Annotated in this window: 28 protein-coding genes and 1 riboswitch; of the genes, 5 read left to right on the top strand and 23 right to left on the bottom strand. The window is 38.4% G+C overall.

Annotated features, from left to right (window positions below; genetic code table 11):
* Positions 1-71: 71 nt before the first annotated feature.
* Positions 72-776 (bottom strand): purine-nucleoside phosphorylase, encoded by a 705-nt coding sequence (deoD, locus tag AC1DEF_RS04425; protein WP_013058711.1) that lies wholly within the window; start codon positions 774-776, stop codon positions 72-74.
* Between the two features lie 194 nt (positions 777-970).
* Here deoD and AC1DEF_RS04420 point away from each other — a divergent pair, with 194 nt between their 5' ends.
* Entirely contained in the window at positions 971-1123 is a 153-nt protein-coding gene (locus AC1DEF_RS04420) for a hypothetical protein (protein WP_013058712.1), read from the top strand.
* A gap of 51 nt (positions 1124-1174) precedes the next feature.
* Here AC1DEF_RS04420 and AC1DEF_RS04415 read toward each other — a convergent pair whose 3' ends face one another.
* The 5 genes from AC1DEF_RS04415 to AC1DEF_RS04395 all read right to left on the bottom strand — a co-directional run bounded on the left by AC1DEF_RS04415 (position 1175) and on the right by AC1DEF_RS04395 (position 4458).
* On the bottom strand, positions 1175-1498 hold the full coding sequence (locus AC1DEF_RS04415; RefSeq protein WP_013058713.1) for a hypothetical protein: 324 nt from the start codon (positions 1496-1498) through the stop codon (positions 1175-1177).
* Between the two features lie 246 nt (positions 1499-1744).
* Entirely contained in the window at positions 1745-2371 is a 627-nt protein-coding gene (locus tag AC1DEF_RS04410; protein WP_097824456.1) for a phosphatase PAP2 family protein, read from the bottom strand.
* 235 nt (positions 2372-2606) lie between these two features.
* Positions 2607-3377 carry a sporulation protein gene (locus tag AC1DEF_RS04405; protein WP_043976625.1) on the bottom strand — a complete coding sequence of 257 codons (771 nt, stop codon included), beginning with the start codon at positions 3375-3377 and terminating at the stop codon, positions 2607-2609.
* Positions 3364-4200, bottom strand: coding sequence for a serine/threonine protein kinase (locus tag AC1DEF_RS04400; protein ID WP_097824457.1), 837 nt, complete (start codon positions 4198-4200; stop codon positions 3364-3366). Before AC1DEF_RS04400 ends, AC1DEF_RS04405 begins: the two co-directional genes overlap by 14 nt.
* A gap of 3 nt (positions 4201-4203) precedes the next feature.
* Positions 4204-4458, bottom strand: a complete 255-nt coding sequence (locus tag AC1DEF_RS04395; protein WP_097824458.1) for a hypothetical protein — start codon at positions 4456-4458, stop codon at positions 4204-4206.
* A 117-nt stretch (positions 4459-4575) separates the two neighbouring features.
* On the opposite strand from AC1DEF_RS04395, the gene AC1DEF_RS04390 reads away from it, so the two are divergent.
* A complete protein-coding gene (locus AC1DEF_RS04390) occupies positions 4576-5637 on the top strand; it encodes a DUF2515 family protein (protein WP_097824459.1) in 1062 nt (353 codons plus the stop codon).
* Between the two features lie 58 nt (positions 5638-5695).
* Here AC1DEF_RS04390 and AC1DEF_RS04385 read toward each other — a convergent pair whose 3' ends face one another.
* The 3 genes from AC1DEF_RS04385 to AC1DEF_RS04375 all read right to left on the bottom strand — a co-directional run bounded on the left by AC1DEF_RS04385 (position 5696) and on the right by AC1DEF_RS04375 (position 7236).
* Complete coding sequence (locus AC1DEF_RS04385; RefSeq protein ID WP_013058720.1) at positions 5696-5866, bottom strand: YozD family protein; 171 nt, start codon at positions 5864-5866, stop codon at positions 5696-5698.
* A gap of 265 nt (positions 5867-6131) precedes the next feature.
* On the bottom strand, positions 6132-6818 hold the full coding sequence (locus AC1DEF_RS04380) for a hypothetical protein (protein ID WP_097824460.1): 687 nt from the start codon (positions 6816-6818) through the stop codon (positions 6132-6134).
* Positions 6819-7020: 202 nt separating this feature from the next.
* Entirely contained in the window at positions 7021-7236 is a 216-nt protein-coding gene (locus AC1DEF_RS04375) for a YozE family protein (RefSeq protein WP_013058722.1), read from the bottom strand.
* Positions 7237-7644: 408 nt separating this feature from the next.
* Here AC1DEF_RS04375 and AC1DEF_RS04370 point away from each other — a divergent pair, with 408 nt between their 5' ends.
* Together AC1DEF_RS04370 and dat are read left to right on the top strand one after the other, a co-directional pair.
* Positions 7645-8682 carry an acyltransferase family protein gene (locus AC1DEF_RS04370; protein ID WP_013058723.1) on the top strand — a complete coding sequence of 346 codons (1038 nt, stop codon included), beginning with the start codon at positions 7645-7647 and terminating at the stop codon, positions 8680-8682.
* Positions 8683-8803: 121 nt separating this feature from the next.
* The gene (gene dat / locus AC1DEF_RS04365; RefSeq protein ID WP_013084681.1) at positions 8804-9649 is read left to right on the top strand and encodes a D-amino-acid transaminase; all 846 of its coding nucleotides are present in this window, start codon (positions 8804-8806) and stop codon (positions 9647-9649) included.
* A gap of 35 nt (positions 9650-9684) precedes the next feature.
* Here dat and AC1DEF_RS04360 read toward each other — a convergent pair whose 3' ends face one another.
* The 13 genes from AC1DEF_RS04360 to AC1DEF_RS04300 form a co-directional block, all read right to left on the bottom strand.
* Positions 9685-9963, bottom strand: a complete 279-nt coding sequence (locus tag AC1DEF_RS04360; protein WP_013058725.1) for a YokU family protein — start codon at positions 9961-9963, stop codon at positions 9685-9687.
* A gap of 14 nt (positions 9964-9977) precedes the next feature.
* Positions 9978-11390 carry a lysine 2,3-aminomutase gene (gene kamA / locus AC1DEF_RS04355; RefSeq protein WP_097824461.1) on the bottom strand — a complete coding sequence of 471 codons (1413 nt, stop codon included), beginning with the start codon at positions 11388-11390 and terminating at the stop codon, positions 9978-9980.
* A gap of 67 nt (positions 11391-11457) precedes the next feature.
* On the bottom strand, positions 11458-12306 hold the full coding sequence (gene ablB, locus AC1DEF_RS04350; protein ID WP_097824462.1) for a putative beta-lysine N-acetyltransferase: 849 nt from the start codon (positions 12304-12306) through the stop codon (positions 11458-11460).
* Positions 12307-12332: 26 nt separating this feature from the next.
* Positions 12333-13598 (bottom strand): peptidase, encoded by a 1266-nt coding sequence (locus AC1DEF_RS04345; protein ID WP_097824463.1) that lies wholly within the window; start codon positions 13596-13598, stop codon positions 12333-12335.
* A 13-nt stretch (positions 13599-13611) separates the two neighbouring features.
* On the bottom strand, positions 13612-14274 hold the full coding sequence (locus tag AC1DEF_RS04340) for a 3-oxoacid CoA-transferase subunit B (RefSeq protein ID WP_043976615.1): 663 nt from the start codon (positions 14272-14274) through the stop codon (positions 13612-13614).
* A complete protein-coding gene (locus tag AC1DEF_RS04335) occupies positions 14259-14960 on the bottom strand; it encodes a CoA transferase subunit A (RefSeq protein ID WP_097824464.1) in 702 nt (233 codons plus the stop codon). The genes AC1DEF_RS04340 and AC1DEF_RS04335 overlap by 16 nt, the downstream gene beginning before the upstream one ends.
* The gene (locus AC1DEF_RS04330) at positions 14961-16310 is read right to left on the bottom strand and encodes an aspartate aminotransferase family protein (RefSeq protein WP_043976613.1); all 1350 of its coding nucleotides are present in this window, start codon (positions 16308-16310) and stop codon (positions 14961-14963) included. It abuts the gene before it with no gap.
* A 108-nt stretch (positions 16311-16418) separates the two neighbouring features.
* Positions 16419-17654 carry a dicarboxylate/amino acid:cation symporter gene (locus tag AC1DEF_RS04325; protein WP_097824465.1) on the bottom strand — a complete coding sequence of 412 codons (1236 nt, stop codon included), beginning with the start codon at positions 17652-17654 and terminating at the stop codon, positions 16419-16421.
* 180 nt (positions 17655-17834) lie between these two features.
* A riboswitch (cyclic di-AMP (ydaO/yuaA leader) is annotated at positions 17835-17989 on the bottom strand.
* Between the two features lie 601 nt (positions 17990-18590).
* Complete coding sequence (locus tag AC1DEF_RS04320) at positions 18591-20060, bottom strand: NAD(P)/FAD-dependent oxidoreductase (protein WP_097824466.1); 1470 nt, start codon at positions 20058-20060, stop codon at positions 18591-18593.
* 217 nt (positions 20061-20277) lie between these two features.
* A complete protein-coding gene (locus tag AC1DEF_RS04315) occupies positions 20278-21678 on the bottom strand; it encodes an ATP-binding protein (protein WP_013058734.1) in 1401 nt (466 codons plus the stop codon).
* 153 nt (positions 21679-21831) lie between these two features.
* On the bottom strand, positions 21832-22017 hold the full coding sequence (locus AC1DEF_RS04310; RefSeq protein WP_075419415.1) for a YjcZ family sporulation protein: 186 nt from the start codon (positions 22015-22017) through the stop codon (positions 21832-21834).
* 91 nt (positions 22018-22108) lie between these two features.
* Positions 22109-22534 (bottom strand): hypothetical protein, encoded by a 426-nt coding sequence (locus AC1DEF_RS04305; protein ID WP_255255769.1) that lies wholly within the window; start codon positions 22532-22534, stop codon positions 22109-22111.
* Entirely contained in the window at positions 22524-22685 is a 162-nt protein-coding gene (locus tag AC1DEF_RS04300; RefSeq protein ID WP_164796341.1) for a hypothetical protein, read from the bottom strand. Before AC1DEF_RS04300 ends, AC1DEF_RS04305 begins: the two co-directional genes overlap by 11 nt.
* A gap of 214 nt (positions 22686-22899) precedes the next feature.
* Between AC1DEF_RS04300 and AC1DEF_RS04295 the strand changes: the two genes are divergently transcribed.
* Positions 22900-23655 (top strand): DUF4397 domain-containing protein, encoded by a 756-nt coding sequence (locus AC1DEF_RS04295; RefSeq protein WP_013084693.1) that lies wholly within the window; start codon positions 22900-22902, stop codon positions 23653-23655.
* A gap of 29 nt (positions 23656-23684) precedes the next feature.
* On the opposite strand, the gene AC1DEF_RS04290 is transcribed toward AC1DEF_RS04295, so the two are convergent.
* Positions 23685-24257 carry a YpmS family protein gene (locus tag AC1DEF_RS04290; protein WP_013058738.1) on the bottom strand — a complete coding sequence of 191 codons (573 nt, stop codon included), beginning with the start codon at positions 24255-24257 and terminating at the stop codon, positions 23685-23687.
* Positions 24258-24261 lie beyond the last annotated feature (4 nt).

The following is a 24261-nucleotide window of genomic DNA, read 5'->3' as shown; positions in this document are numbered from 1 at the left end:
ATTGCTTCTCGTCTTTTTATTTGTTACGTCGCAGCTTTTCGCTGCCATTCAGCAAATAAACGACTTTATGTTCATTCATTAATTGCTGCTTCAAGCGCAACAACAATCATATCGTTAAACGTCGTTTGACGCTCTTCTGACGTCGTTTCTTCACCAGTGAAAATGTGATCACTTACTGTTAAAACCGATAAAGCATTACGGCCGTATTTAGCAGCTAGCGTATACAAAGCCGTTGTTTCCATTTCAACTGCCAATACGCCGTGAGCTGCCAATTTTTCTAGCTGGCCGTCTTCATTGTAAAATTGATCAGATGTAAATACACTTCCTACTTTTAACTGAAGGCCTTTTTCAACACCTGCATCGTAAGCGCGCTTTAATAAATCAAAGTTAGCTGTCGGTGCATAGTCGATAGGACCAAATTTAACGCGGTTCATTTGTGAATCACTTGACGAAGACATGGCTAAGATAACGTCACGTACTTTTACATCTTTTTGAATTGCTCCGCATGTACCAACGCGAATTAGATTTTGGACACCATATTCATTCATTAGTTCATTTACATAAATAGCAATTGATGGTACACCCATTCCTGTTCCTTGAACAGAAACGCGTTTTCCTTTATATGTTCCTGTAAATCCAAGCATACCGCGCACTTCGTTATAGCAAGTTACATCTTCTAAAAATGTTTCTGCAATGTATTTTGCACGAAGTGGATCACCTGGAAGTAAAATCGTTTCTGCAATATCACCTTGTTTTGCCCCAATATGTACGCTCATTTCGTACCTCCTATATGTAAAAAATCTTACGCTTTCACTATACCATATTGTATCCCTTGCTTGTCTATTTACTTCTAACATTATGCGTCAAAAATAAAAAGACATACGGCCCAAAAAATGGCGTAGTATGTCTTTTTATATAAGGGTACGCTAATAGCGCAAGGGATTTACTAACGTTAGCTGAGGTGATATGTATGGGAAAAAAACATCGCAATCGAATTAATTCGCCTAAAAAGAATAATCATATTCCAAAAGAAGCAATTATAGCAGAACATGAAGCCCATGGAGATGAATATTCAGCAACAAACCGAAAAAATGGCCCTGGCCATCATACTCGTGATTACTAAGGGTCAACATATAAATAAAAAGCGGCCAGGTAGGTCGCTTTTACCTTATGTTTAGCGTACGTGTAGGCGGTTCACTTTTTGCCAGCCGTCTGTCCATAGCTTGTAGTAATACTTTCCTCGAGTACCTTCATCAATTAACAAAATATCGCCTGTGCTGATAAACCTCGCATCACAATCTTTTGGCAAATTATCAGCAATATTAAACATCTGAAATACTTGTGTTGCTGCGTCTTGATGATCGAATGCTGTAATCGTTAGACGATGGACAGGCTTATATCCGCGCTTTTCGCCTTTTTCTTCTGTTTGCATAATGGTTACATCATATTCTGTGCTAATATTAAATTGTTTTTTTATTGTGGTCCACACACTCAACATTCTTCCCTCCACCCAAAAGCAAGTATTTACTCTTTTACGTCATGTATTCTTATATAATTAGTGATAAAATCCGAAAATCCTTTATCGAATCAAAACGTTTTTTGTCGAAATTACTAGTTTTTTCTTATTAAACATGTACATAAAATATTTGTTTCCCATTTTATCATTAGTTGTTTTTGAATGGATGAATCAATAGGCCTACTTAAACAAAATGAAATATTAACGAAAAAAATGTAACCATTGCTCCTATTTTTGGTTATATAGGTGCTTAGAAAGGAGGTAGACCCCTAAGGACCAAGCAAGTCCTAAACAATATCCTGCTAGTATATCCGTTAAAAAGTGTACGCCTAAATACAAACGGCTAAATCCAATTAATAAAATAACAATAGCAATTACGCATGCAGCTGCCGTTTTGATAGCCCTGCTTCTTGTATACATCCATATTAACAAAAGTACTCCGCTGTAAAACGCCATTGAGTTCATGGCATGTCCGCTCGGAAAACTATAGTGAGAGGCGGGAACGACTTGACTCCAATCAGGTCTTGGTCTTGCAAAAATCTCCTTCAATCCCCAATTTAAAGCGCGAACTCCCCAAAAAACGAGCGTGATATATAAAACGAGCAATCCTTTTCGTTTATAAAGAAGAAATACTATAATTGCAAACCATATTGGCGCAGTAACATACCAAGATCCTACGGTTGTTATAAATATGATGATGGGTGTTAACGTGTCCGTCCTCCATCCTTCAATGGTATGAAGCACATTAAAGTCAAGCTGTTTCACCCAAGGTGTATTAAATGTAAATAAAATCAGTAAAAAGAAAGCTAAAAGCGATACAATAAATAGAGAATATTTTGTAGTGCGGTTTACCATTTTTTATTTCCTCCAACCTATTAAAAGAAAAAGCATGTAGTGTTCTACATGCTTTACTTATTCACACGTTTTGGCTGAATATAGTCTTCTGGCTTAGGAGCTTGATGAACGACAAATTCAGCCGAAAACTCCTCTTTTGCATTTATTTTTTTCGTTTGCTTTGATTGCGGCATATACCTCTCTCCTTTCTTTTTACTGTCTTTAATATACGAAAAATAAAGGAGAGCTATGCACGTTAGCTATAGCGTGAAATAATACTGGTTAATATATTTTTTAACTGAGGAATTTCTTTTTCAGAAACATGAACATGAACGAGCGACTCATCTGCATCCAGCATTTCAGATAGAAAGCCGCCAAACCCTCTGGCACGTCGATCTACTTCTATAAATAAATCGTAGTCATGTAAGCCGCTCGGCTGTACGATGATTTCAATTTCATCTACTTTCCCAGCGTACACTCCACCACTTGGAACAAATTCAAATTCTTGAACAAAAGGAAGTCTTTTTCTCATCCGGCGAGGGGCTTCTTCGCACTCGACTTGGCGCAAGCGAAAGCCAAGCTGTTCCATAGCTTCAATTGTGCTTGTTACCATAAGGTTAGGAAGCACTTTTACATGATCAATATCTGACGGATCAACGGCGTCTTTAATATCAAGGCTCGTCGCCACCCAAACCCGGGTTCTCCCTAATGTAACAGGCGTATCATCAGGCAGCTGAAAGGTAAAAGGAATAGACTTCGTTTCAGATGGTTGAATCGTGAACGGGTCGTTAATCTTAAACGTATTAAGCTCAATATCCTGCTTGTATTTTTTATCGTCCCTTTCTTTTACATAAGTTGTGAATAGACGCAGATAGATGCTGTCAATTTTCTGCTCAACATTGCCTCCGTACACTTCAACAATTCCTTCAATCTTTTCACCAGCACGAAATTCATCATTGACAAGCTTAGCGTCCACTCGCGCTGCACCAATTCCAATGCGGGCTAACGCTTTATTAAATAGCGCCATACTTTCCCCTCCCTGAGTTCTTACTATTTATATAGTCATAAATATCTTTTTGTAAACTTTTAATGCTTTCATACGATTCATCTGCTCTCAGCATTTTTTGAATGATTGTCTTAATAGGCGCCGACAAATGTAACTCTTGTTCCCAGCTTCTTTCTTGTTTTTCCGTCGGCTCATAGCCAGAGTATAATAAAAATAAAAGAAAATGACCAAGTGCATAGATATCGCTTGCAGCAGATGTTTGTCTCATAAACTGCTGTTCTTCTATAAGGGTGCTTGTTTCTTCATGGTCTCCTAAAAATCTAGCAAGACCAAAGTCAATAACATAGATGGTTCCGTTAACATCAATAATATTTGGAATACGAAGATCACGGTGAACGATTCCTTGCTCATGAATAGCAGAAACTACGTCTAGAATATTAAGTAAAATGTTAAGCGCTTGTTCTTCCGTATACACGCACTTCTCTTCAAAAATTAAATCTTCAAACGTTTTCCCTTGAATCAACTCCATCACTAAGAAACAGCCTTCAGCTGTTTCGATAGCTTCATACAGTGAAGGAATTTGAGGGTGATTTAATTGAGACAGCAATTTTGCTTCATAATGATAAGACTTCAGCCCCTGGGACGTGCACTGCTTCGTTTTACGGAGCTGCTTTACGACTACCTTTTTTTGTTGCACAATGTCGTTAGCAACATATGTTATACCATAGCTTCCCATTCCCAGTACATCTATGATTTCATAGCGCCCGCAAATGACTTTTCCTTTTTTAAAAGGGCGGTCAACTAGCCAGCGATGAAGATATTTGAACATTCGATTTTTCATCATAAATCAACTTGAGAAAAAGCTTGAGAAGAAACTTCCGCTTTTACGCTTACGCTTATAGTGGTGGTGTCCATATTTTGAATGACTGTGGCTGTCATAATATTTGCTTCGCCTATAATCGCTACTACTGCTATGGTGACGAGGACGTCTGTAATGATGATCACTGCTGCTGTAGTGACGAGGACGTCGATAGTGTCGATCGCTGCTGCTGTAGCGTCGATGTTTAGATCCAGTTAATGATTCAAAAATTTTTCTGAACATAAAGAAAACCTCTTTTCTTAACATTTGTTACCCTTTATACGTACGAAATGTTATAAAGGTTTCAAAAAGTCCCTTACCCTTTTTTTATATAGTTAAACGTTTCAAAGGAGGCTTAACATGACTTCTACTAATACAAATCCCCTCATTAGATTGGAGGATGTTCTTCGCCTGCAGCAGATGATGCAGCTCAAACCTCCTGCTACCCTCCCGCTATCTTTTATCGGAGAAGACGTAAAATTGATTAAAGAGATTCGAAAAAAAGTAAAAAAAGCTAATCAAAACAATGTTACACGTACCCAAGCTTATTTAGACTATTATCAAAAACATCCCGAAATTCACTGGGCTTTTTTAGCACACTTGGTTTCACGGAACGGCGGCTATTACATGACAGATCTCTCCACTACCTTAATAAAATCCCTGCTTTCTCCAGAAAAACAGCACGCGTACTTCTTGTTTTTAGAACATTCCAATTCCGCCATTTTTCATGATGCTTACGCTCAGCTGTTACTCTATGAAAAAAGCAAAGAGCAAAACAGCAATCTGTTTCATTTACTCTCCGCTTTTCACATATCTTCTTTTATGAAAACTGTTTGGAATGACTTTTGGCAGCATAGAAACAAAACGCTCTTATCAATAGCTCTGATTGTGAACGAACAGTATCATATCGAAAAAAATGTTCTCTTTAAAAAAGAGTTTCAGCGGGATGTTCTTCACTCTTGGCAGTTTCACACTCAAAACTTTCTCGGTATGACTCAAATCGTCTTTCCCTATTATTCAGGTAATAACATTGATTTAAGTGGCACAAAAGTGTATCATTTCGAGTCTGTCTTAAAACGGATTGAAGTGGGAAAAACTTTATACGTTCTTCTTTTTTATTCAAACTTGCATGATTCTATCTATACATTTAGCCTTAAACACCCCCACACAGGGTCTCGAAGCGATTATAATTCAGATATATTTACAAAAAATCGAACTCATTCCAAAAAGCTGTATAGCCCGACGTTAAATATGAGCTGGGGAGACCGCGTACACCTTTTTTTAAGAAAAGATGAGTGGTTTGAAGAAGAAAGCATATTTTCTCTCCTTGAGTCTATTCCCGCTTCTTCCGTTAAAAAAATTCCTCTTCAGCATCATATAAAAGTGCAATCTGCTATTAAAGCTGCTAACCCTTTTTCATAGCCGCTGTCTCATAAACAAAACGACGAGTTTCCCCGTCGTTACAGATGTATCTATCTTTTTATTCTTCATCTTGCTCATCAATAATGCATTTATCAATGAGATAATCAAAAGTTATATCCGCTAATTCGCCTAGCTCTTCTTCAGCGGGAACATAGCCTCGCTTGACTAGTTCATTGTAAAAGAACTCCGCAATTTCTTCCGTATCAATGACCACTTCGATTTCTTTCACAATATCACTCCTTATCCCGTTTGAACGGATTAGCGTACCTTATTTTTCTTAAAAATAGGTTCACTCCATCTTCTGCTTGAAGTTTTACCTTATACACATTTATGAACAATTCGGCAATAGTATGTCTAAAATTTCAGCAGTTTAAATAGAAAGGTAATTATACCCATTCTTTTTTCATTACCATCGCCGTATACACAATAAAAGATAGCTAAGAGAGATGTAATGATCTATCTCGGCTATCTTTTATTTATTAGGCATCTACCTGCTATTTTCCTTGTTCGGATTTTGCTATCTTTTTTAAATGTTTCAGCACTAAGTTCATGACTTCAGCGTATTCTTCATCTTCAAAAAGCTCATACAAAAATTTATAATCATTGTACACATCTAAAAGACCGTTTATAATCTCATGCTTTTCTTTAGTTAACCTCACTTCTTCTTTTTCAGAACCGTTTTGTTTTTTCATCTTTGGTAGCAACTCCGTCTTTTTAATTTCTTTACCTAAATACAACATATCAACACTTTGAGCGTAATTTTCTGTTTCCTCATGAGGAGTTACGAGAATGAGTTCTTCTTCACTAGCCTCAAGCCATTCTCCATCTGTTATACGTGACAATTCATAGACAATATCTTCCCATGAATCCTCTTTATAACGCCATATTTCTGTTCGAATACCAATGATTTTAAATAACTCTTTTCCATAATTAAAAACCTGGACGATATCGCCGAAGAAAAATTTATATTCAAGCTCTACTCTTTCCTGTACTAATATTTGACCTTCATATTCTTCTAGAAGCTCAATTGTATCTTCTAAAAAAAGACCTTCACTATGGTTGATTTCGTATACAAAAATCCCATCCATCACTTTTATATCGGTAATAGTGCCAACGGTCCCGTATATTGTTACAACGACTGTTTCACCAATTCCGTATTTAGGTTTTTTCTTCCCTGCCATCGTCGCACCTCCTTAGTAAACATACACCTACTGAAAAGTTACAATATTATATGCAGTAACTAAAAAAGGGGAAGTATAACATCTTTAGAACCAAGCCTTTATTATCTATTGCCCTCTATCATTTTTACCCCTGCTTATTGCATGAGCTAAAGAAAATAAAAAAGCAGGCTGATGGATATCCATCAGCCTGCTTTTTTATTCCTCACGCATTATTTTGATAAAGCTCCCATGCTTCATCAAATACGGTCATACTTGATAAATAATGTCCGTTGAGCTCTAAATAAGAACTCAGTTCGTCATAATCTGTTGAAGATTTCGGGAAGCTGTGATCATCATAAGCACTTCGCGCAAACTCTCCCATTCGATCATGTTTTTTATTTGATCGGAATTTCATTATATAGTGATAAAAGGATTTCATCGTACTCCCCCTCCAGCGGTATGTGTATCTTTTCTATCATTTTTTCAAGAAATCTACAACTTTCTTCTGTGATATGTAGATGTCGAACACTGCAATATAAGTGGTTTACTGGACAAAAAATATTAAATTCATGTTACAGTTGCAAAACAAATTTCACTATTAGCGTAACGAATAAATATTGTTATATCAATATTTTTCTTTTTTCAAAAAGACATTTGTAACAAAAACACATCGTTTTTATAACAAAAGCATTGATTCGACAGGTTTCTCAAACCTTTATGTAATTGCAAAAAAGAAGAATTCATGTTTTAATTCCGTAGTGAAAGGTTATTCTAACAATAATCGCCATTTAAATAAATCTTGTTGGTGGGAGGTTTACATCAGCATATGTTGAGGAAAAATAATACTATGAATACTCGAAATGCTTACTTTGATAATGCTAAATTTGTATTAATTTTTTTGGTTGTATTTGGACACATGATTTCTCCGTACCGAACAGATAGCAGCGGAATGCTGTCCATTTATCACTTTATCTTTATTTTCCATATGCCTGTCTTTATTTTATTAGCAGGTTATTTCTCAAAAAATTTTCATAAAAAAGGCTATTACAAAAAAATATTTACAAAGGTGGCTCTTCCTTACTTAGCTTTCCAAACTATCTATACCCTATATTATAGTGTGCTTTATACAGATGAAACGTACACGCTTCAATATTTGGTTCCTAGATGGGCAATGTGGTTTCTACTGAGCTTAATTTTTTGGAAATTAATGCTTCCTTTCTTTGCGAAATTCCCGATGTGGATTAGCTTAACTGTCTCTATTTCGCTTGGACTTGCAATGGGCTTCATTGATATTGACGGATTTGATAAAATTCTAAGCATTAGCCGAATGTTTGTCTTCTTCCCGTTTTTCCTTTTAGGCTACTATTTGTCACAGCGACAAGAGCCTTTTACAAATCTTTTGACAGCGCGAAATCGAATCATTGCATCCATCGTATTACTAGTGACATTAATCGGAAGCTATTCTTTCTTAGACGACACGGCTTACACAGATATGCTGTATGGAACGAACACGTACGACAATGTGGCCGAATTTTTAATGCGCGTTTCTCACTATGGAATTGCTTTTCTTGTATCTTTTGCCTTTATGGCTTTAATTCCAACGCGCGGTTTTGCTTTAACAAGCATTGGACAGCGATCCCTATACGTGTATTTATTGCACGGCTTCATTTTAAAATGGTTCTTTACAACTGACTTCTCAAAAAGTCTAGAGCCAACGTCATGGGGGATTATCGTCTTAATTGCCCTGTCCATTTTAGTAACGATGCTTCTCGGCAGCCGTATTGTCGATTGGTTCATCACAGGTACTAAGCTCATCGTTCAGTTTGTTACACCTAAAAAAGCCATTCAGAAATTTTCATTAGCATTCAAACGTACGTTTTCATAAAAGTCATACTCCTAAAGGAGTATGACTTTTTTCATTTTCTTCGAAGAAACCAAGTAAATAATTTCATTTTGCTGAATTTTATGTTAACGTTTTAATATCTGAAGGAAGGGAGTTTTTCAAGATGGAATTAGCATATTATGCTGGAGAGTTTAGAGATATTAATGAGGCTGTTATTCCAATTGATGAACGCGGTCACCAATTTGGAGACGGTGTTTATGAATTTATTCGCGTATACAAAGGAGTTCCGTTTTCAATTGAACGTCACTTAGACCGCTTAGAAAGAAGTGCAAAGGCAATCTTTATCGAGCTGCCGGTTTCAAGACAAGAGCTAAAGGACATCATTCATCAAGCAATGGAAAAATCAACGTTAAAAGACGCTGATATTTATATTCAAGTTACGCGCGGGATTGCTCCTCGAAATCATTTATTTCCCGATGTACCTGCACAATTAGCACTCACAATACGTCACCCTCGCCAAACACCTGAAGAAGCCTATGAAAAAGGCATTTCCACGCTTCTTTTGGAAGACGAACGATGGGCTAATTGCTATATCAAATCATTGAACCTACTTCCTAACCTTCTGGCCAAACAAGCTGCGGCTTCTAAAGGATGTAAAGAAGCTATTTTAGTAAAAGACGGATACATAACCGAAGGGTCGAGCAGCAATGTATTTGCGATAAAAGACAACGTCTTGTTCACGACTCCTGCCACAAGAAAAATTCTATCCGGTATTACGCGCGCTAACGTGCTGGAATGTGCGCAGGAACAAGCCATTCAAATCCGCGAACAAAATATGACTCCTTCCTTTTTAAAAGACGCTGATGAAGTTTTTATTACGAGCACGTCTGTTGGTCTCTTGCCCGTTTCGAAAATAGACGAAGTCGAACTTCCAACTTTCCGTCCTGTCACAGTGGCTTTAAAACACGCCTACAGCCTGCGCACTGCTGGAACAAAGGCTTATCAATAAGCAAAGCCGCCCCTTACAAAATAAGGGGCGGCTTTTTAGAATTTAAAGTAGTTGCGCTTTAATAATCTTGGCACTTTTAATAGCTCATCATACCGAATGGATTCATCAAGTTTTTTTGTATCGACAAGAAGCAGCTGTGTTTCCACTTCTTCTATGATCTCTTCTTCTTGATATGACATCCCGCAACCTGAACAGCTGATACATGGCATATGAGTAATTTCAATACTTCTCGTTCCATCTGGCAATTCCCAGTATGCGGTATTGGTTGTTTCTACCGCTTTTTCTTCTTCGCACCATGCGCATTGAACAGTCATATTACAGGACCTCCTTAAGATGATGGAGCATCGTCGCTTTTAACGTCTTTTTTCAACTGAGCTTTAAACTTTTTATCTTTTAATTCATCTCTTTTTTCACGTTTATCTTTTAGACTTTCGTGAGCACTGTCACTTTCATATGTTTTACGTCTTTTTACTCTCCCTAACCCTTCCGGTACAAGGTTGAATTGAGCATCATTCATAAGACCCGAGATGCCGATGGAAGAATCTTTAGCATCCGATGATGGATAAACAGCTCGAAAATAATCATCTGCACGCCCAGGCACATAGCTTTCTGGCTCCGGATACGTCGTAATCACTCCTTCAAAGTTTCGCAGAACAACTTTACTTGCGCTTTGACTAATAATATAGTTTGGCTGAACTGCAATCTTTCCTCCTCCTCCTGGCGCATCAATAACAAACGTTGGAACAGCATAGCCAGACGTATGACCTCGCAGCCCTTCCATAATTTCAAGCCCTTTGGAAACAGGTGCGCGGAAATGCCCAATTCCTTCTGACAAATCACATTGATAAATATAGTAAGGACGAACGCGTATTTTCACTAAATCGTGCATAAGCTTTTTCATGATAGCTACGCTGTCATTAATCCCAGCTAAAATAACCGCTTGATTGCCAACTGGAACGCCTGCATCGACAAGCATTTCACATGCTTTTTTTGTCTCTTCCGTAATTTCAATGGATGTATTAAAGTGAGTATTTAACCATACTGGATGATATTTCCTTAAAATGGTACATAAATTTTCTGTTATTCGCTGTGGAAACACAACGGGTGCTCTTGTGCCAATCCGAATAATTTCCACATGGGGAATAGCTCGTAAATTCTTCAAAATATATTCTAAAATGTTGTCATTAATCAGCAAGCCATCACCGCCTGAAATGAGTACATCTCGTACTTCAGGTGTTTTGGCGATATAAGCAATCGCAGCATCTAACTGCTTTTTTGGAACGCCCATTCCGATTTGTCCTGAAAACCTTCTTCGAGTACAGTACCTGCAGTACATGGAACATTGATTGGTGACTAAGAACAAAACGCGATCAGGATAGCGATGAGTCAACCCTGGCACTGGAGAATCTTCGTCTTCATCTAGGGGATCTTCTAGATCATATTTTGTTTTATGAAGTTCTTTGCCAACCGGAACAGACTGCATACGGACGGGGCAGCGAGGATCATCTGGATTCATTAAAGATGCATAGTAAGGCGTAATATTGAGCGGAATGGTTTTGGTTGAAATGCGTACTCCTTCTTCTTCTTCAGGAGTTAAGTTAATAACCTTTTTTAAATCATCTAACGTTCGAATTGTGTTTGTTAATTGCCAAATCCAGTCATTCCATTTTTCTTCAGGAACATCTTTCCATAACTCAATATCTTTCCAGTGTCGGGACGGCTTATATAAATCATATAACATACAATCGCTCCTTTATGAAGATTTACTATTGTTATATGTTACAGCCCATAAATTGGTTAATTATTTCTCACCCTTTACTTTTTGACAGATCCTTCACCCATACGTTCATATCTTCTAACGATTTATAAATGTAACAATTATTCGTTAACCTTCCCGTATAGGTATAGCCAAGCTGCTGAAAGGCGGCGTTCATCCCGAATGAAAGCGCTCTCGCTATTGTGTATGCACAAAAAATATGCCGCTGTTTTAGCTCCGCCTCTAGTGCGTTTAATAAATGCTTCATGAATCCATACTTTCGGTAAGCAGGGAGAGTCGCACAATCCGTTAGTTCAGCATTGTGATAGACATAGTCAATTTCAGCAGAAGCAGCGCTAACAATATCGTTCTTGTCAACTATGATATAAAACAAGCTATCTTCTTGAAGCAAATTAGAGAGATACTCTTCTTCGTAGAGGGGAGTAGGATACACTGTGAAGATTTGACGGTAGAGCTGAGAAAGTTGTTTAGCGTCAGATGAAATGGCTTGGCGCATGATCAGTTGATTCGATAAAGAAGAATAATCAGATGTCGGCAAATTCAACACATCTTGAAGCAGCTCTGTTTCTTTTAACGTCTCCCCGCTGTCTCGGCGGGATTGAGACGTATAGTAGCATAAAAGATACGCTTCGCTTCCGTTAAAATAGTAGGGAACAGTTGCTTCTAAAGAAAATCCCAAGCTTATCCAGTCCAACAGATGTTCAGCACGTGCTTTTATAATCCACTTTTCGTACGTTTTCTTATCAATTTCTTTATATATATAGCTGTAAATATCGTTCACATTTCCCCGGTAATCATCTATTCTCAGACGCTTGTTATATTCATCTAAAAAAAGAGTCATAGCAAAGGTTGGCTGACAAATATTTTCTTGTTTCCCCATTTGTTTGTATCCTCTCCCTTTTTAGCTTAGTCCGCAATACTGCACCAGTCTGCTACAGTGAGAGCAATAATTTCCGCTGCGTCAAGCATCGTTTGAATACAAATATACTCATTCGGAAAGTGGGCCACTTCTGTTACTCCCGGTCCAAAAACAACTGTTGGAATATCTCCTACTTGTGACAGTATCCCTCCGTCCGTTCCCCAAGGAGATGCTTCAATGATCGGCTGATTCTGTTTCACTTGATAAAAAGAGGACGAAAGAGAGGTCATAAGCGGATGCTCCAATTCAATTTCACCGGGAAGCCAGTGGGCCCCAAACCATTCCAAGTCGACAGGGTGCTCAGCAAACCACTCATCACGCTGAGCCAAAAGTTCAAGCCAGGATTTCATTTCTGCTCTGACATTTTTCATTTTTTCATGCGGAGCAACTCCTATCCTGCCTTCTAATATTACTTGATCAGCGACTGAAGAAGGCCACGTTCCGCCTTGTATATTTCCGATATTAATCGGCACGGGAATGGGGATTTTATTATAGAGCGGATCCGTAATTCGGCTGTTTCTCTCTTTTTCAAGACCCTCAATATGTTTAAGCACCACAGCTGCTTTTTCAATCGCACTCACGCCTTCATACCGAGTCCCTCCATGTGCTGCTACTCCATGCACGGTGACTCGAAACCACATGGAGCCTTGCTGTTTAGGGAAGATCTTCATGTTGGTTGGTTCTGGAATGATGGCACCATCTGCTTTATACCCTCTAAGTACACAGGAAAGTGTTCCTGCCCCTCCGCTTTCCTCTTCTACTACGCTTTGAAAAATAACATCTCCTTTTAGTGAAATATCTAGCTCTTTCAACGCTTGAATAGCTAAGAGTAACGACACATTTCCTCCTTTCATATCCGTTGCTCCGCGTCCATATAAGTTTCCATCTTTTACAACAGCCGTATAAGGGTCTTCCGTCCACTGTGAAAGATCTCCGGGTGGCACTACATCAATGTGCCCATTCAAAATAATGGATTTCCCTCCGCCTTTCCCTTTTAACACGCCTACCACATTCGGACTGTCTCGAAAAGTAGAACGGTTGGAGGCAAAAGCTTCATGGCTGCGAAGTATTTTTTCGTCCGGTTCCCATATATCAATATCTAACTGCAGCTGTCGAAGGCGTTCAATAACAATTGCCTGCGCATGCTTTTCAGAACCTTGTACGCTTGCTTCTTCTACGAAACGCTTGAGTAAACGCACTGCACTTTGACGATGCTCTGTCATCCAGTTATGAATAGATTGCTGTATGTTCATGTAAGGGTCCTCCTTATGGTATCGTAATCAATTGATCACTCAGGCGAACTGTCGCTTCTGTTGAACTCAAAATATCCTCTACAGTATAAGGAGACATTAACTCTGTTAGAAGAAGCGCATCTTTTTCTACTTTAAAAACCGCCCGATCTGTAATAACTAATCCCACGCAGCCCGAAGCAGTCAGAGGTAAAGAGCACGTCTTAACCAGCTTCGGTTCTCCTGTCTTGCTCGTATGATTCATTAGCACAATGACTTTTTTCGCTTTTTGAGCTAATTCCATCGCTCCTCCCATCCCAGGAACTCGCTTACCTGGCACAATCCAATTAGCTAAATCCCCTTTTTCACTCACTTCCAACGCACCAAGAATGGTCATATCGACGTATCCTTTTCGAATCATCGCGAAGGCTGTAGCACTGTCACAGTATGAAGCCCCTTGAACGGTAGTTGTTGGATAGCCTGCTGCATTGCAAACATTCTCATCTTCTTCACCTAAAGGAGGGGAAGATCCTAACCCTAAAATTCCATTTTCAGCATGAAACATCACATGAACAGCGCTTGGCACATAATTAGGAATAAGAGAAGGAATGCCAATCCCTAAATTAACAATCATGCCGTTTTGAATTTCAGCCGCAGCACGTTTTGCAATACGATGACGAATATCTATTCCCAAACCCATTTCCAATTCACTCCTTTTGAAGGGACAATATAATCCACAAATACACCTGACGTCATCACGTTCTCTGGGTCAATGTCCCCAAGAGGAACAATTTCATCCACTTCAGCGATAGTTATACGACCTGCCATTGCCATTAACGGATTAGTGTTTCGAGCGCTTTTATCATAAAGCAAGTTGCCGAATGGATCTGCTTTTTTTGCATACACAAAAGCAACGTCGGCTGTGAGCGGCTTTTCCACTAAAAATGTCTTGCCGTCTACTTCCACTTTTTCTTTTCCAAATTGAATAATGTCATTTTCTATTCCTACATCAATCAGTACTCCTCCGAGTCCAACTCCTCCCGCTCGAATCCGTTCAGCAAGCGTTCCTTGAGGAGAAAACTCAACTTCCAGCTTTTCTTCTGTCATGAGCGTCCCAGCCACTGGATTCGATCCAATATGAGAAGCAATCAGCTTTTGAATTCTTCCTTGGCTTACCAATTTTCCCGCACCAATATGAGGAAAGCCTGAATCATTACATATCAATGTAAAATTTGATTTTCCGCTTTCAATCAGAGCATCAATGAGAGAAGGCGGGCTGCCTACTCCTCCAAATCCTCCTATCATCAGCGTAGCCGCATGATCCACGTATTCAATCGCTTGTTCCACAGTTGTGATCTTTTGAAATGAGTTTTCGACCTTTGTCACTCATTTCACCTCATTTCTCTGTTTTTCATTTTGCACTTCATGCAATGTTTTCGAAAGCAGATCGACCGCTTCATCAAGCTGACGATGAGTAATCGTAAATGGTGGCGCAATAATAATGCCGTCTCCTTCTACTCCGTCTGTTCCTGCTTGTGAAGGATAAAGGAGCAGACCATTTTTTTGGGCTTTACTTATTACGCGTGCCGTCATATTTTCCGAAGATGAAAAAGGCTCCTTCGTCTTTGGGTTTTGCACAAGCTCAAGACCAACTAGTAAGCCTTTGCCACGTATATCACCAATGATAGGGTAAAGAAGTTGAAGCTTCTTCAATTCCCCTACTAAATAGTCTCCTTTCAGCGCTGCTTCTTGAACAAGATCATGCTTTTCAATATAGGTTAAAACAGCTATCCCTACAGCGGATGACAGCGGATTAGCGCTTAGCGTATGTCCGCTCATAATTAATTTGGATCCGTTCATGATAGGTTCAATCGTTTTGCTGCTAGCTAACGTAACGGCTATTGGTGTATATCCTGCTCCCACTCCTTTTCCAAGCGTCATGATGTCTGGTTTAACTCCCCAGTGCTCATACGCAAACATCACGCCTGTACGCCCAACTCCAGTCATGACTTCATCCGCAATCCATAACACATCATATTTATCGCAAATTTCTCTTATCACTTCATAATAACCGGGAGGAGGTGTAAGCGCTGCTCCGGCTGCTCCTACAATGGGCTCTGTAATAAAAGCAGCAATATGTTCAGGGCCGGTTCGTTTGATAACTGTTTCCAATTCGCGTGCACAAGCAAGATTACAAGATGGATAGGTTTGATGAAATGGACACCGATAGCAATAAGGAGGCGAAACCGAAGGATAATCTTCAAGCAAAGACGAGAAGCGTTTTCGTCTTCCAACGTGCCCTGACATAGACAGAGCTCCTATTGTAATACCGTGATAGCTCATCCAGCGTGACAAAACCTTTGTTTTGGTTGGCTTTCCTTGCTCTTGAAAATGCTGAATTGCCGTTTTCATAGCCGTTTCAGTCGCTTCTGTCCCGCTGTTAACAAAAAAGCTCCACTGGAAATGATTGCTGCTTAATTCACATAGTTTCTTAGCTAAGGCTTCTGTTGGATCACTTGTAAACTGCGACCGATATACAAACGCAACTTTCTGTGCCTGATCGGTCATCGCATCAATAATTTCTTTTACGCCGTGTCCAATACTTGCTGTAACTGCCCCCGACGAAGCATCTATGTACCTTTTTCCATCTTGGTCGTACAAATAAATTCCTTTTCCATATGAAATAACTGGGTAGTCGTCGTCGAGCAGCGGCTTTATTACATGAGTTTTATTCATTTCCGCACTCTCCTTTCAAACATACACTCTTATTAAACTGTATGCTGAAACGAAGAGTTTCTTGCCAATAAAAAAAGCCCTAGCATATAACTAGAGCTTTTACGCTTATTAAGCTGATTGCGTTACAGATTTATCGATACGCTTTGCTTCTGACTCAGCCACAATAACGGCACACGCAGCGTCTCCCGTAATATTTACAGATGTACGAAGCATGTCAAGCAAGCGATCAATTCCAATAATCAATCCGATACCTGCTACAGGCAGACCAACCGAACTCAATACCATTGCTAGCATAATGAGACCAACTCCAGGCACACCTGCTGTACCAATACTAGCAAGCACCGCTGTCAATACAACCGTCACAAGAGCACCCAGCGACAGGTCAACGCCGTATACTTGTGCAATAAAAATAGTCGCTACACCTTGCATAATTGCCGTTCCATCCATGTTAATGGTAGCACCTAACGGCTGAACAAAACTGCTGATGGACTCCGGGACACGAAGATTTTTTTGAGCCACATTCATTGAAATCGGAAGCGTTGCGTTACTGCTTGATGTACTGAATCCAACTGTCATCGCAGGAGCAAAACCTTTAAAGAATTCAATTGGGTTACGTCTGGCCATAAGAGCGACTGATCCCCCATATGTTACGATCGAATGGATAAACAGTGCGAGCACGACTACAATCATGTACAGCCCCATCGCTTTAATTGCCTGCCAGCCTTGACTTCCGACTGCTGTTGCAAGAAGCCCAAATGTTCCGTAAGGAGCAAACTTCATCACTAGATTCACAAGGTACATCATCAATTCATTGCCTTGCTCAAGTAAATTGTAAAGCCCTTTTGTTTTACTTCCAAGCATCGTTATACCAAAACCGATAAAGATAGAGAAAACGATAAGTTGAAGCATATTCCCTTCAGCCATCGCTTGAATTGGATTGACTGGAATCATATTTAAGAATGTTTCTCCAACTGGCGGTGCTTTTTCGGCTTCAAAAGAAGCGTTTTTTGTATCAAAAGATCCAAATGTTCCTGGTTTAATAACAAATGCTAATAATAAACCAATTACAATAGCAACGGTTGTTGTCACTAGGAAGTACGAAACTGTTTTAGCCCCGATTCTTCCTAGTTTTTTAGGATCTCCTAAACCTGCTACACCTAACGTGATAGAGAAAAACACAATTGGTACAACAAGCATTTTAATTAAGCTTAAGAAAATTTGGCCAAGCGGTGTAAACAAGTACTTGTCCAGCGGAGCAAAAGCACTTGGAGCAAAAGCGTTAATTAACACTCCCACAATAGCACCAGCAATTAGCGCGATAATGATCTTTGTCGATAGCTTCATAGATTTACCTCCCGTAAATAAATTATATTAGAATGATTCTAACTACTATACTTATTTTACCATGCATTGAGAACGATAACACTCAAAATATACAATATATTAAAAATTTTCAGATTAATAGTTTAGGAATATTTTTAGCTATACAAAAAACCATGAGAATATCATGGTTTCATAGACCTGTTATTCCCTCACTGAATGCTTACGGAGTTAGCTGTCGGATTCGGGTACGTGAGTTACCCTACTTGATTCATTCAAGATTCACCCCAAGTACATTACGCACAAATATGGGTCCCCCGTTCTCTTATAAAACAAAAGAGATTAAGCAAATAATTTTCTTTAATATTTTTGCATGATAATAATTGTTACTTTAATTAAAATTCATTTTATATGTTTCTGTCAAGTTTTTATTCAAAGATAATGCATGATTTTATCATAAAAAGTTGATAATTGTTATATTTTAAAATTTTTACATCATATTTCAATAAACTATAAATACTTATTTAACAAGACTTACAATCTAATGGATAAAAAATTAATTCAAAAAATAGTTTGCAAAGTGAACTTTCTTCTCATTAACTTCCATTCATGAATTTGCATAATTATTCTAACATCCGTGTACTTTATTGCATTCATAAATATTTTACTCATCAAAAAATAACTCTTTTCAACTGTTGATTTTATCCTTGTATTGCTTGATATACCCTCCCTAAAATTTCACTGAATTTATTGATGCAAAGAAATGGACATTATCAATTCGCCTTATTGTATTTAATTCTGTTCACGATAGAAGGATGTATTCCGTCATACTTTTTAGAAAAGAGCGGGTAATTATCATATAAAACTATCGGAGTTGGAGCGGTACAAGTTCTTTACTTTTTACTTAGTCGCTCTCGTTATTTAACACATAAAAAAAAGGGGCCGTGACGGCCTCTTTTTTTATACAGTAACAGGTTCAGAACTTGCTTTGCGATTCTTTAATTTTTCAACAATGTCACGCGCTACCCACACACCGCACGCACTTGCCTGCGCGAGCCCTCGCGTAATACCAGCTCCGTCTCCTCCCACGTATAAACCAGAAATTTCAGTTTCAAACTTATCGTTTAACTTCGGACGGGCGGAGTAAAATTTCGCTTCCACACCGTAAAATAGCGTATGTTCAGATGCTAACCCAGGCGTTACATGATCCAGTGCTTCTGTCATTTCAATTAAGCTTTTCATCGTATTATAAGGAAGCACTAAGCCCAAGTCACCAGGTACAGCTTCTTTTAACGTTGGTTCTAAAAAGCCTTCTTTAATTCGAGTCGCTGTTGAACGACGGCCCTTTAAAATATCTCCATACTTTTGAACAACTAAGCCCCCGTTTGACAGCATATTAGCTAATCTTGATACTTCGTGCGCATATTCGTTCGGCTGATCAAATGGATCCGAAAATTTATGGGAAACAAGCAGCGCAAAGTTCGTATTTTGACTTCCAAGCTTCGGATCTTTGTATGCGTGTCCATTTGCTAACATAATACCTGAATGATTCTCTACTACCACATGTCCTGAAGGATTGCTGCAGAACGTTCTGACTCTTGTACCTACAGACGTATTGTAAATGAATTTCCCTTCGTACAAGTGCTTGTTGATTTCTTCCATAACAACGTTGGATGTTTCGACTCGAACGCCGATGTCCACTTGATTGTTAATCATTTTTAAACGACGTTTTTTTAGTAAGTCGCTCATCCACTTCGAGCCGTCTCGACCTGGTGAAACAACCACTTTATCAGCCGTAATTCTTTCACCATTCTTCAATTCGATACCGCGCACGATATGCTGACCGTCTTCTTTTTCTGTTATTAAATCGGCTACTTCCATTTTATACTGCATATCAATTTTTTCTTTTAAGTATTCATAAATGCTTTTTAAAATTTCTAAATTTTGCTCTGTTCCTAAATGACGCACCTGGGCACGCAATAGCTTTAATCCTGCTGCGTATCCGCGTTTTTCAATTTCACGAACTTTATCAGTTAACGGATCCGTAATCGTATCGGTTGCTCCGTGTTTTAAATTAATTTCATCCACATATTTAATTAAATCTACCACCTGTGATTCAGATAGATAATCCGTCATCCAACCTCCAAATTCACTGGTGATATTAAATTTCCCGTCTGAATATGCGCCGGCTCCACCAAAACCATTTGTAATAGAACAAGCGGGCAAACAGCCAGCAAACTCTTTTTTGCCAACCGCAGGCGGACATTTTTCAATTTTTTTCTGAAGAATCGGACAATTACGTCGATAGATATCGTGTCCTTTATCGATTAATAAAATAGTTGCTTCCGGTAATTTTAACGTTAACTCATAGCAAGTAAAAATCCCAGCGGGTCCTGCCCCTACCACAATAACATCATAATTTGAGTTCATTGTACATTCTCCCATCATCTTTTTTCTTTGGGTAAAAGATAAAAGTTATTGACCGAATTTTCTTTTTTTATTATCATTCGGTTATTTTCTAGCCATTTGATAATATATCAAAAAAAAATCCTTTAGTCAACAATATACACGAACATTAAAATAAAATATTTAAAAAACATTCGTTTTTATTCCGAACAAATAAAAACCAGTGAACGAATAGCAAGCGCTATGAAATGTTCACTGGTTCTTTAATGTACGGAAGAGCAATTTCTACTTTTGTTCCTACTCCTACTTTACTCGCAAATGAAATATGCCCTTGATGCTGTTCGATTATTCGGTAGCTAATCATTAACCCTAGCCCCGTTCCTGTTTGTTTAGTGGAATAAAATGGTTCACCTAGCCGAGCTAAAGATTGCTCATCAATTCCACAGCCTTCATCCTCGATAATGACCATGCCGTATTCATTTCTTTTCTCAACGGTGACTTTAACTGTACCTTTGCTCATTGACTCAAGCGCATTTTGAATTAAATTAATAAAAACTTGTTTAAGCGCATTTTCTTCACAAAAGATTGTAATCTCATCACTAATCTCATTAATAATACGACAGTTTTTATAATTGGCGTGTGTATCTAATAGTAATGTCACATGACGTATGATTTGATTGAGACTTTTGGGGTGGTATGAATTTTCAATTTTAGGCTTGGCCAGCGTTAAAAATTCTTGAATAATGGATTCGACGCGATTCAATTCTTCAAGCATAATATCATTGTATTCTTCGTTGTACTGTTTCGATGCTTTTAACAGCTGAATAAAACCTTTAATCGCCGTCATTGGATTACGAATTTCATGTGCTACTCCTGCCGCTAACTTGCTCACCATTGTAAGCTTTTCAGATTTGCTTGCCATTTCATCATATTTTTTTCGATCCGTTACGTCGCGAATAATATACTGAATGGCATCCTGTCCTTCAAACTTAATTTTGGTTGCCGAAGATTCAATAATGACAACTCCTTTTTTAGTCAATAGTTTCACATCAACACGCGGCCTCACGGACATTCCATTCATCAGCTGAACCATTCGTTCTTTTACGATTTCTAAATGTTCGGGGTGAATAAAATGAAGCCAAGGACGCCCGATATACTCTTCTTTTTTCTCGCCGCCAAGAAGTTTAACACCAGCAGGATTCAAATATTGAATTCGGCCTTCTCTTGTTACAATAAATGCATCTTGACTTTGCTGGACAAACTGCTTATATTGCTTCATTTTTCGAATGACTTCCTCTTGTTTTTCAATACTTGAGGAAAACTCTTTCCACTGAACAACTAAGAGCGGAATATCCCCTTCCGTGCGCTGAATATGGATGTGCATCGGAAACTGCTGATCTACTTTTTTCTTAAGTAAAACAACTTCTTCCTCTTGCTTTCTTAACGGTTCCACTTCATGCTTTTCAATAAAAAAGCGATTTGGCTCTTCAAATACATTACAGGAAAGAAGTCGTTCTTCCGTCGTTTTAAAAAGGTGGCAGCACGCTTCATTTAAAATTTGAATATCTCCATCCATATTCATTACGAGCATTGGTGTAAATGACATTGAAAATAGCTGTTGAAATACTTTTTCCTTTTCCATATATTCACCTTCGCTTATTGAGTTACTAGCTATAGTATAATATGGTAAATGTTGATTTGGCAAAATTTTTTTATTATTTAAACAATTTATATGTAAGTTTGTCCTTTTCTATCTGTTATAAAAAGCTCGCACATGCGAGCAAATGAGGCCTAATCAGCAAAAACAGGTGCAGCCAATGATGATTAATAAAATAAATAGCACAACAATTAATGCAAATGACTGACCCGTTCCGCAATGATGATAACCGCCAATTGGATAGCTAATTGGATAGTGGCAAGTATCATATAGGTGGTGATAGCCTCCGTGATGGCATGGGTCGTAACAATCGTAGTTATACATAGCAATCTCTCCTCTTGTTTTTTTTATTCATTTCGTACACTGTACTTTATATGCATTAGTTGATTGTCCTGTATGTGCATTCGCCCATTTTTCACTTTCTCTTACGCCATATTCGCCTTTTCGGCTGCAGCGTATACGAAAACAACAAAAGTAAAATACTTCCCATTACCAGTAACGTAGTAAGCTCTTTCATAAATCCAATAATGCCCCCTATATACGGGAGATGGTATGCGTAGCTTCCAATCACTTTAAAAGAAGCAGGCAAAGAATCTCTTTGAGCTGTAACCAGTACATCAAGCTCTTGATTATGGGCCAGTACAAGTTCATTCTTTGAAGAAGATGATTCGTCTCTAAAGACAACTATATCTCCGCGATGCAGATGGTGATAATCCGTTTCTTGAACGGTCACGGTGAAACCAAATAGACTTGGAACTGTACTAACAAATAAAAATGTAAAGCAGATAGCATAAAGAACAAGTACATATCGAAACGCAGAAAACATACATTTATTGATCATAGGTAATCAGCTCAATTCGCTCGGTTACTTTATTTAGCGCGGGGGTAATGTGAATAAATGAAGTAGAGCGCTCTGTAAATTGAATTAAAAGTAGCAGCAGTAAAAAACTTAACATAATTAACCGTAGCATCCGAGCATAAAAATCGCGCATGCTCTCACTCCTTTTTTCTATACTAATTTCGGTCGTACAATAAGCCTTCAGTCAATAATTTGATTCAGTATATGCACATAGAGGGCATTTGGCTCATTGTTTCTTCTTGGAGGTCTCGGGAGTGATCAGTGATCGGCATAAATTATGAGTTTTAGCATATGTTTGGTTACGTATGGAAATGTTTTTATACTCCGACAATAAGGGAGCTGAACATATGGCTAATTATTCCTTTGATCAATATATTAAAAAAGCAATGAAATACGATTTTCTAGCTAACTACTATAAGTATAGTGATCCATCTAAGCATATTCATTATTATCAAAAGCATTTGTACTATATCCAGCAGGCCATCTTAACTTCTTCTGAAAATACGAATCTGCGCGTAAATCCGCCGCAAATTCGTATACTTCACGCTTCTCCAGATTCTCCATCTGTAGATATTTATATTAACAACAAACGAGTGATTCGCAACTTAACTTATAAACAAGAAACAGATTATATTGAATTACAAGAACCTGGAAGATATACAATTTCTATTTATCCCGCTGGAGAAACGGGAAGACCTGTTTTAACGGAATCATTTACATTTGAAGGAAACCAAAATTACACGGTAGCGGCGGTAGATGAGCTAAACAAGCTTGATTTATTGTTTATCTATGACAATACGGATGTACCAAGTGGAGAAACAAAGCTTCGGTTTGTGCACCTTTCTCCGGATGCTCCTGCTGTGGATATTGCGGCTAGAGGCGGAGACGTCATTTTTTCTGGAGTGCAGTTTAAAGAAGTCACAAAATATTTGCCTTTATCCCCCATGCATGTTCAACTTAGTGTGCGCATAGCAGGAACCAAAAATGTAGTACTCGAAATCCCGGCACTGAACCTTCGCCCGAATCGAACATATACAGTATATGCCGTCGGATTTGCTAAGAACCGTCCTGTATTAGAAGCGCTGATTTCCCAAGATCGTTAACAAAAAAACCTTCCAAATTGGAAGGTTTTTTATTCACTGCGCGAAATTAAACGTACGCGAATATCATCATTTTTCAAATCAAACTTTTGTACTTTTACAGCAAAATCACTCTCTAACTTCATCTGCTGTAACGCTACGTATACTGATTCATTCTTTGGATCAATCGTTACCCATTCTGGTAGCGCAAAGTTATTATTTACGTATCGAAGCACTGTGCGGACAGGAAGCTGCAGCTTTCCAACAGAAAGTGACTGCTGTTCAAGCACAATATCTCCATTTTTTTGTACGATTGGATCAAATGTCATTCGAATATTAATGTCATCGCCGAATACTTGAATCGTACCGTCTACTCTTACTACATCGGTGAGAGTAATTTTGTAGTTAAGCGGCTGATTCTTAAATTCTTTCTTTAAATATTTATCAATCAGTACATTTAAGTCCGCTTTTTTAGCCAAAATAGTTAGTTCTGCGTCTCCTTCTACTTTTTCAGAGGGAGTTGGATTGGCCTTGTCAACCGGTTGAAAAATAAACGCAATAATAAGGATAGCCCCTAGAACATTAATCCCTAATAACGCGATAAATAGGGTTTTCCACTTCTTCATATAA

The organism is Priestia sp. 10L35 (genome assembly GCF_056395685.1).
Note: the sequence above shows the minus strand (reverse complement) of the source record. Positions and strands in the feature narration are given on the sequence as shown.

What these genes read in the sequence shown, in the direction of transcription:
- AC1DEF_RS04375 (WP_013058722.1), bottom strand. Translation starts at nt 7,236, where the DNA reads ATGAAATCCTTTTATCACTATATAATGAAATTCCGATCAAATAAAAAA.
- AC1DEF_RS04380 (WP_097824460.1), bottom strand. Translation starts at nt 6,818, where the DNA reads ATGGCAGGGAAGAAAAAACCTAAATACGGAATTGGTGAAACAGTCGTT.
- AC1DEF_RS04400 (WP_097824457.1), bottom strand. Translation starts at nt 4,200, where the DNA reads ATGATGAAAAATCGAATGTTCAAATATCTTCATCGCTGGCTAGTTGAC.
- AC1DEF_RS04395 (WP_097824458.1), bottom strand. Translation starts at nt 4,458, where the DNA reads ATGTTCAGAAAAATTTTTGAATCATTAACTGGATCTAAACATCGACGC.
- AC1DEF_RS04390 (WP_097824459.1), top strand. Translation starts at nt 4,576, where the DNA reads ATGACTTCTACTAATACAAATCCCCTCATTAGATTGGAGGATGTTCTT.
- AC1DEF_RS04325 (WP_097824465.1), bottom strand. Translation starts at nt 17,654, where the DNA reads ATGAAGCTATCGACAAAGATCATTATCGCGCTAATTGCTGGTGCTATT.
- deoD (WP_013058711.1), bottom strand. Translation starts at nt 776, where the DNA reads ATGAGCGTACATATTGGGGCAAAACAAGGTGATATTGCAGAAACGATT.
- ablB (WP_097824462.1), bottom strand. Translation starts at nt 12,306, where the DNA reads ATGGGGAAACAAGAAAATATTTGTCAGCCAACCTTTGCTATGACTCTT.
- AC1DEF_RS04295 (WP_013084693.1), top strand. Translation starts at nt 22,900, where the DNA reads ATGGCTAATTATTCCTTTGATCAATATATTAAAAAAGCAATGAAATAC.
- AC1DEF_RS04290 (WP_013058738.1), bottom strand. Translation starts at nt 24,257, where the DNA reads ATGAAGAAGTGGAAAACCCTATTTATCGCGTTATTAGGGATTAATGTT.
- AC1DEF_RS04305 (WP_255255769.1), bottom strand. Translation starts at nt 22,534, where the DNA reads ATGATCAATAAATGTATGTTTTCTGCGTTTCGATATGTACTTGTTCTT.
- AC1DEF_RS04415 (WP_013058713.1), bottom strand. Translation starts at nt 1,498, where the DNA reads ATGTTGAGTGTGTGGACCACAATAAAAAAACAATTTAATATTAGCACA.
- AC1DEF_RS04370 (WP_013058723.1), top strand. Translation starts at nt 7,645, where the DNA reads ATGAATACTCGAAATGCTTACTTTGATAATGCTAAATTTGTATTAATT.
- AC1DEF_RS04330 (WP_043976613.1), bottom strand. Translation starts at nt 16,310, where the DNA reads ATGAATAAAACTCATGTAATAAAGCCGCTGCTCGACGACGACTACCCA.
- AC1DEF_RS04410 (WP_097824456.1), bottom strand. Translation starts at nt 2,371, where the DNA reads ATGGTAAACCGCACTACAAAATATTCTCTATTTATTGTATCGCTTTTA.
- AC1DEF_RS04360 (WP_013058725.1), bottom strand. Translation starts at nt 9,963, where the DNA reads ATGACTGTTCAATGCGCATGGTGCGAAGAAGAAAAAGCGGTAGAAACA.
- kamA (WP_097824461.1), bottom strand. Translation starts at nt 11,390, where the DNA reads ATGTTATATGATTTATATAAGCCGTCCCGACACTGGAAAGATATTGAG.
- dat (WP_013084681.1), top strand. Translation starts at nt 8,804, where the DNA reads ATGGAATTAGCATATTATGCTGGAGAGTTTAGAGATATTAATGAGGCT.
- AC1DEF_RS04320 (WP_097824466.1), bottom strand. Translation starts at nt 20,060, where the DNA reads ATGAACTCAAATTATGATGTTATTGTGGTAGGGGCAGGACCCGCTGGG.
- AC1DEF_RS04405 (WP_043976625.1), bottom strand. Translation starts at nt 3,377, where the DNA reads ATGGCGCTATTTAATAAAGCGTTAGCCCGCATTGGAATTGGTGCAGCG.
- AC1DEF_RS04340 (WP_043976615.1), bottom strand. Translation starts at nt 14,274, where the DNA reads ATGGGTTTGGGAATAGATATTCGTCATCGTATTGCAAAACGTGCTGCG.
- AC1DEF_RS04315 (WP_013058734.1), bottom strand. Translation starts at nt 21,678, where the DNA reads ATGGAAAAGGAAAAAGTATTTCAACAGCTATTTTCAATGTCATTTACA.
- AC1DEF_RS04345 (WP_097824463.1), bottom strand. Translation starts at nt 13,598, where the DNA reads ATGAACATACAGCAATCTATTCATAACTGGATGACAGAGCATCGTCAA.
- AC1DEF_RS04310 (WP_075419415.1), bottom strand. Translation starts at nt 22,017, where the DNA reads ATGTATAACTACGATTGTTACGACCCATGCCATCACGGAGGCTATCAC.
- AC1DEF_RS04300 (WP_164796341.1), bottom strand. Translation starts at nt 22,685, where the DNA reads ATGCGCGATTTTTATGCTCGGATGCTACGGTTAATTATGTTAAGTTTT.
- AC1DEF_RS04420 (WP_013058712.1), top strand. Translation starts at nt 971, where the DNA reads ATGGGAAAAAAACATCGCAATCGAATTAATTCGCCTAAAAAGAATAAT.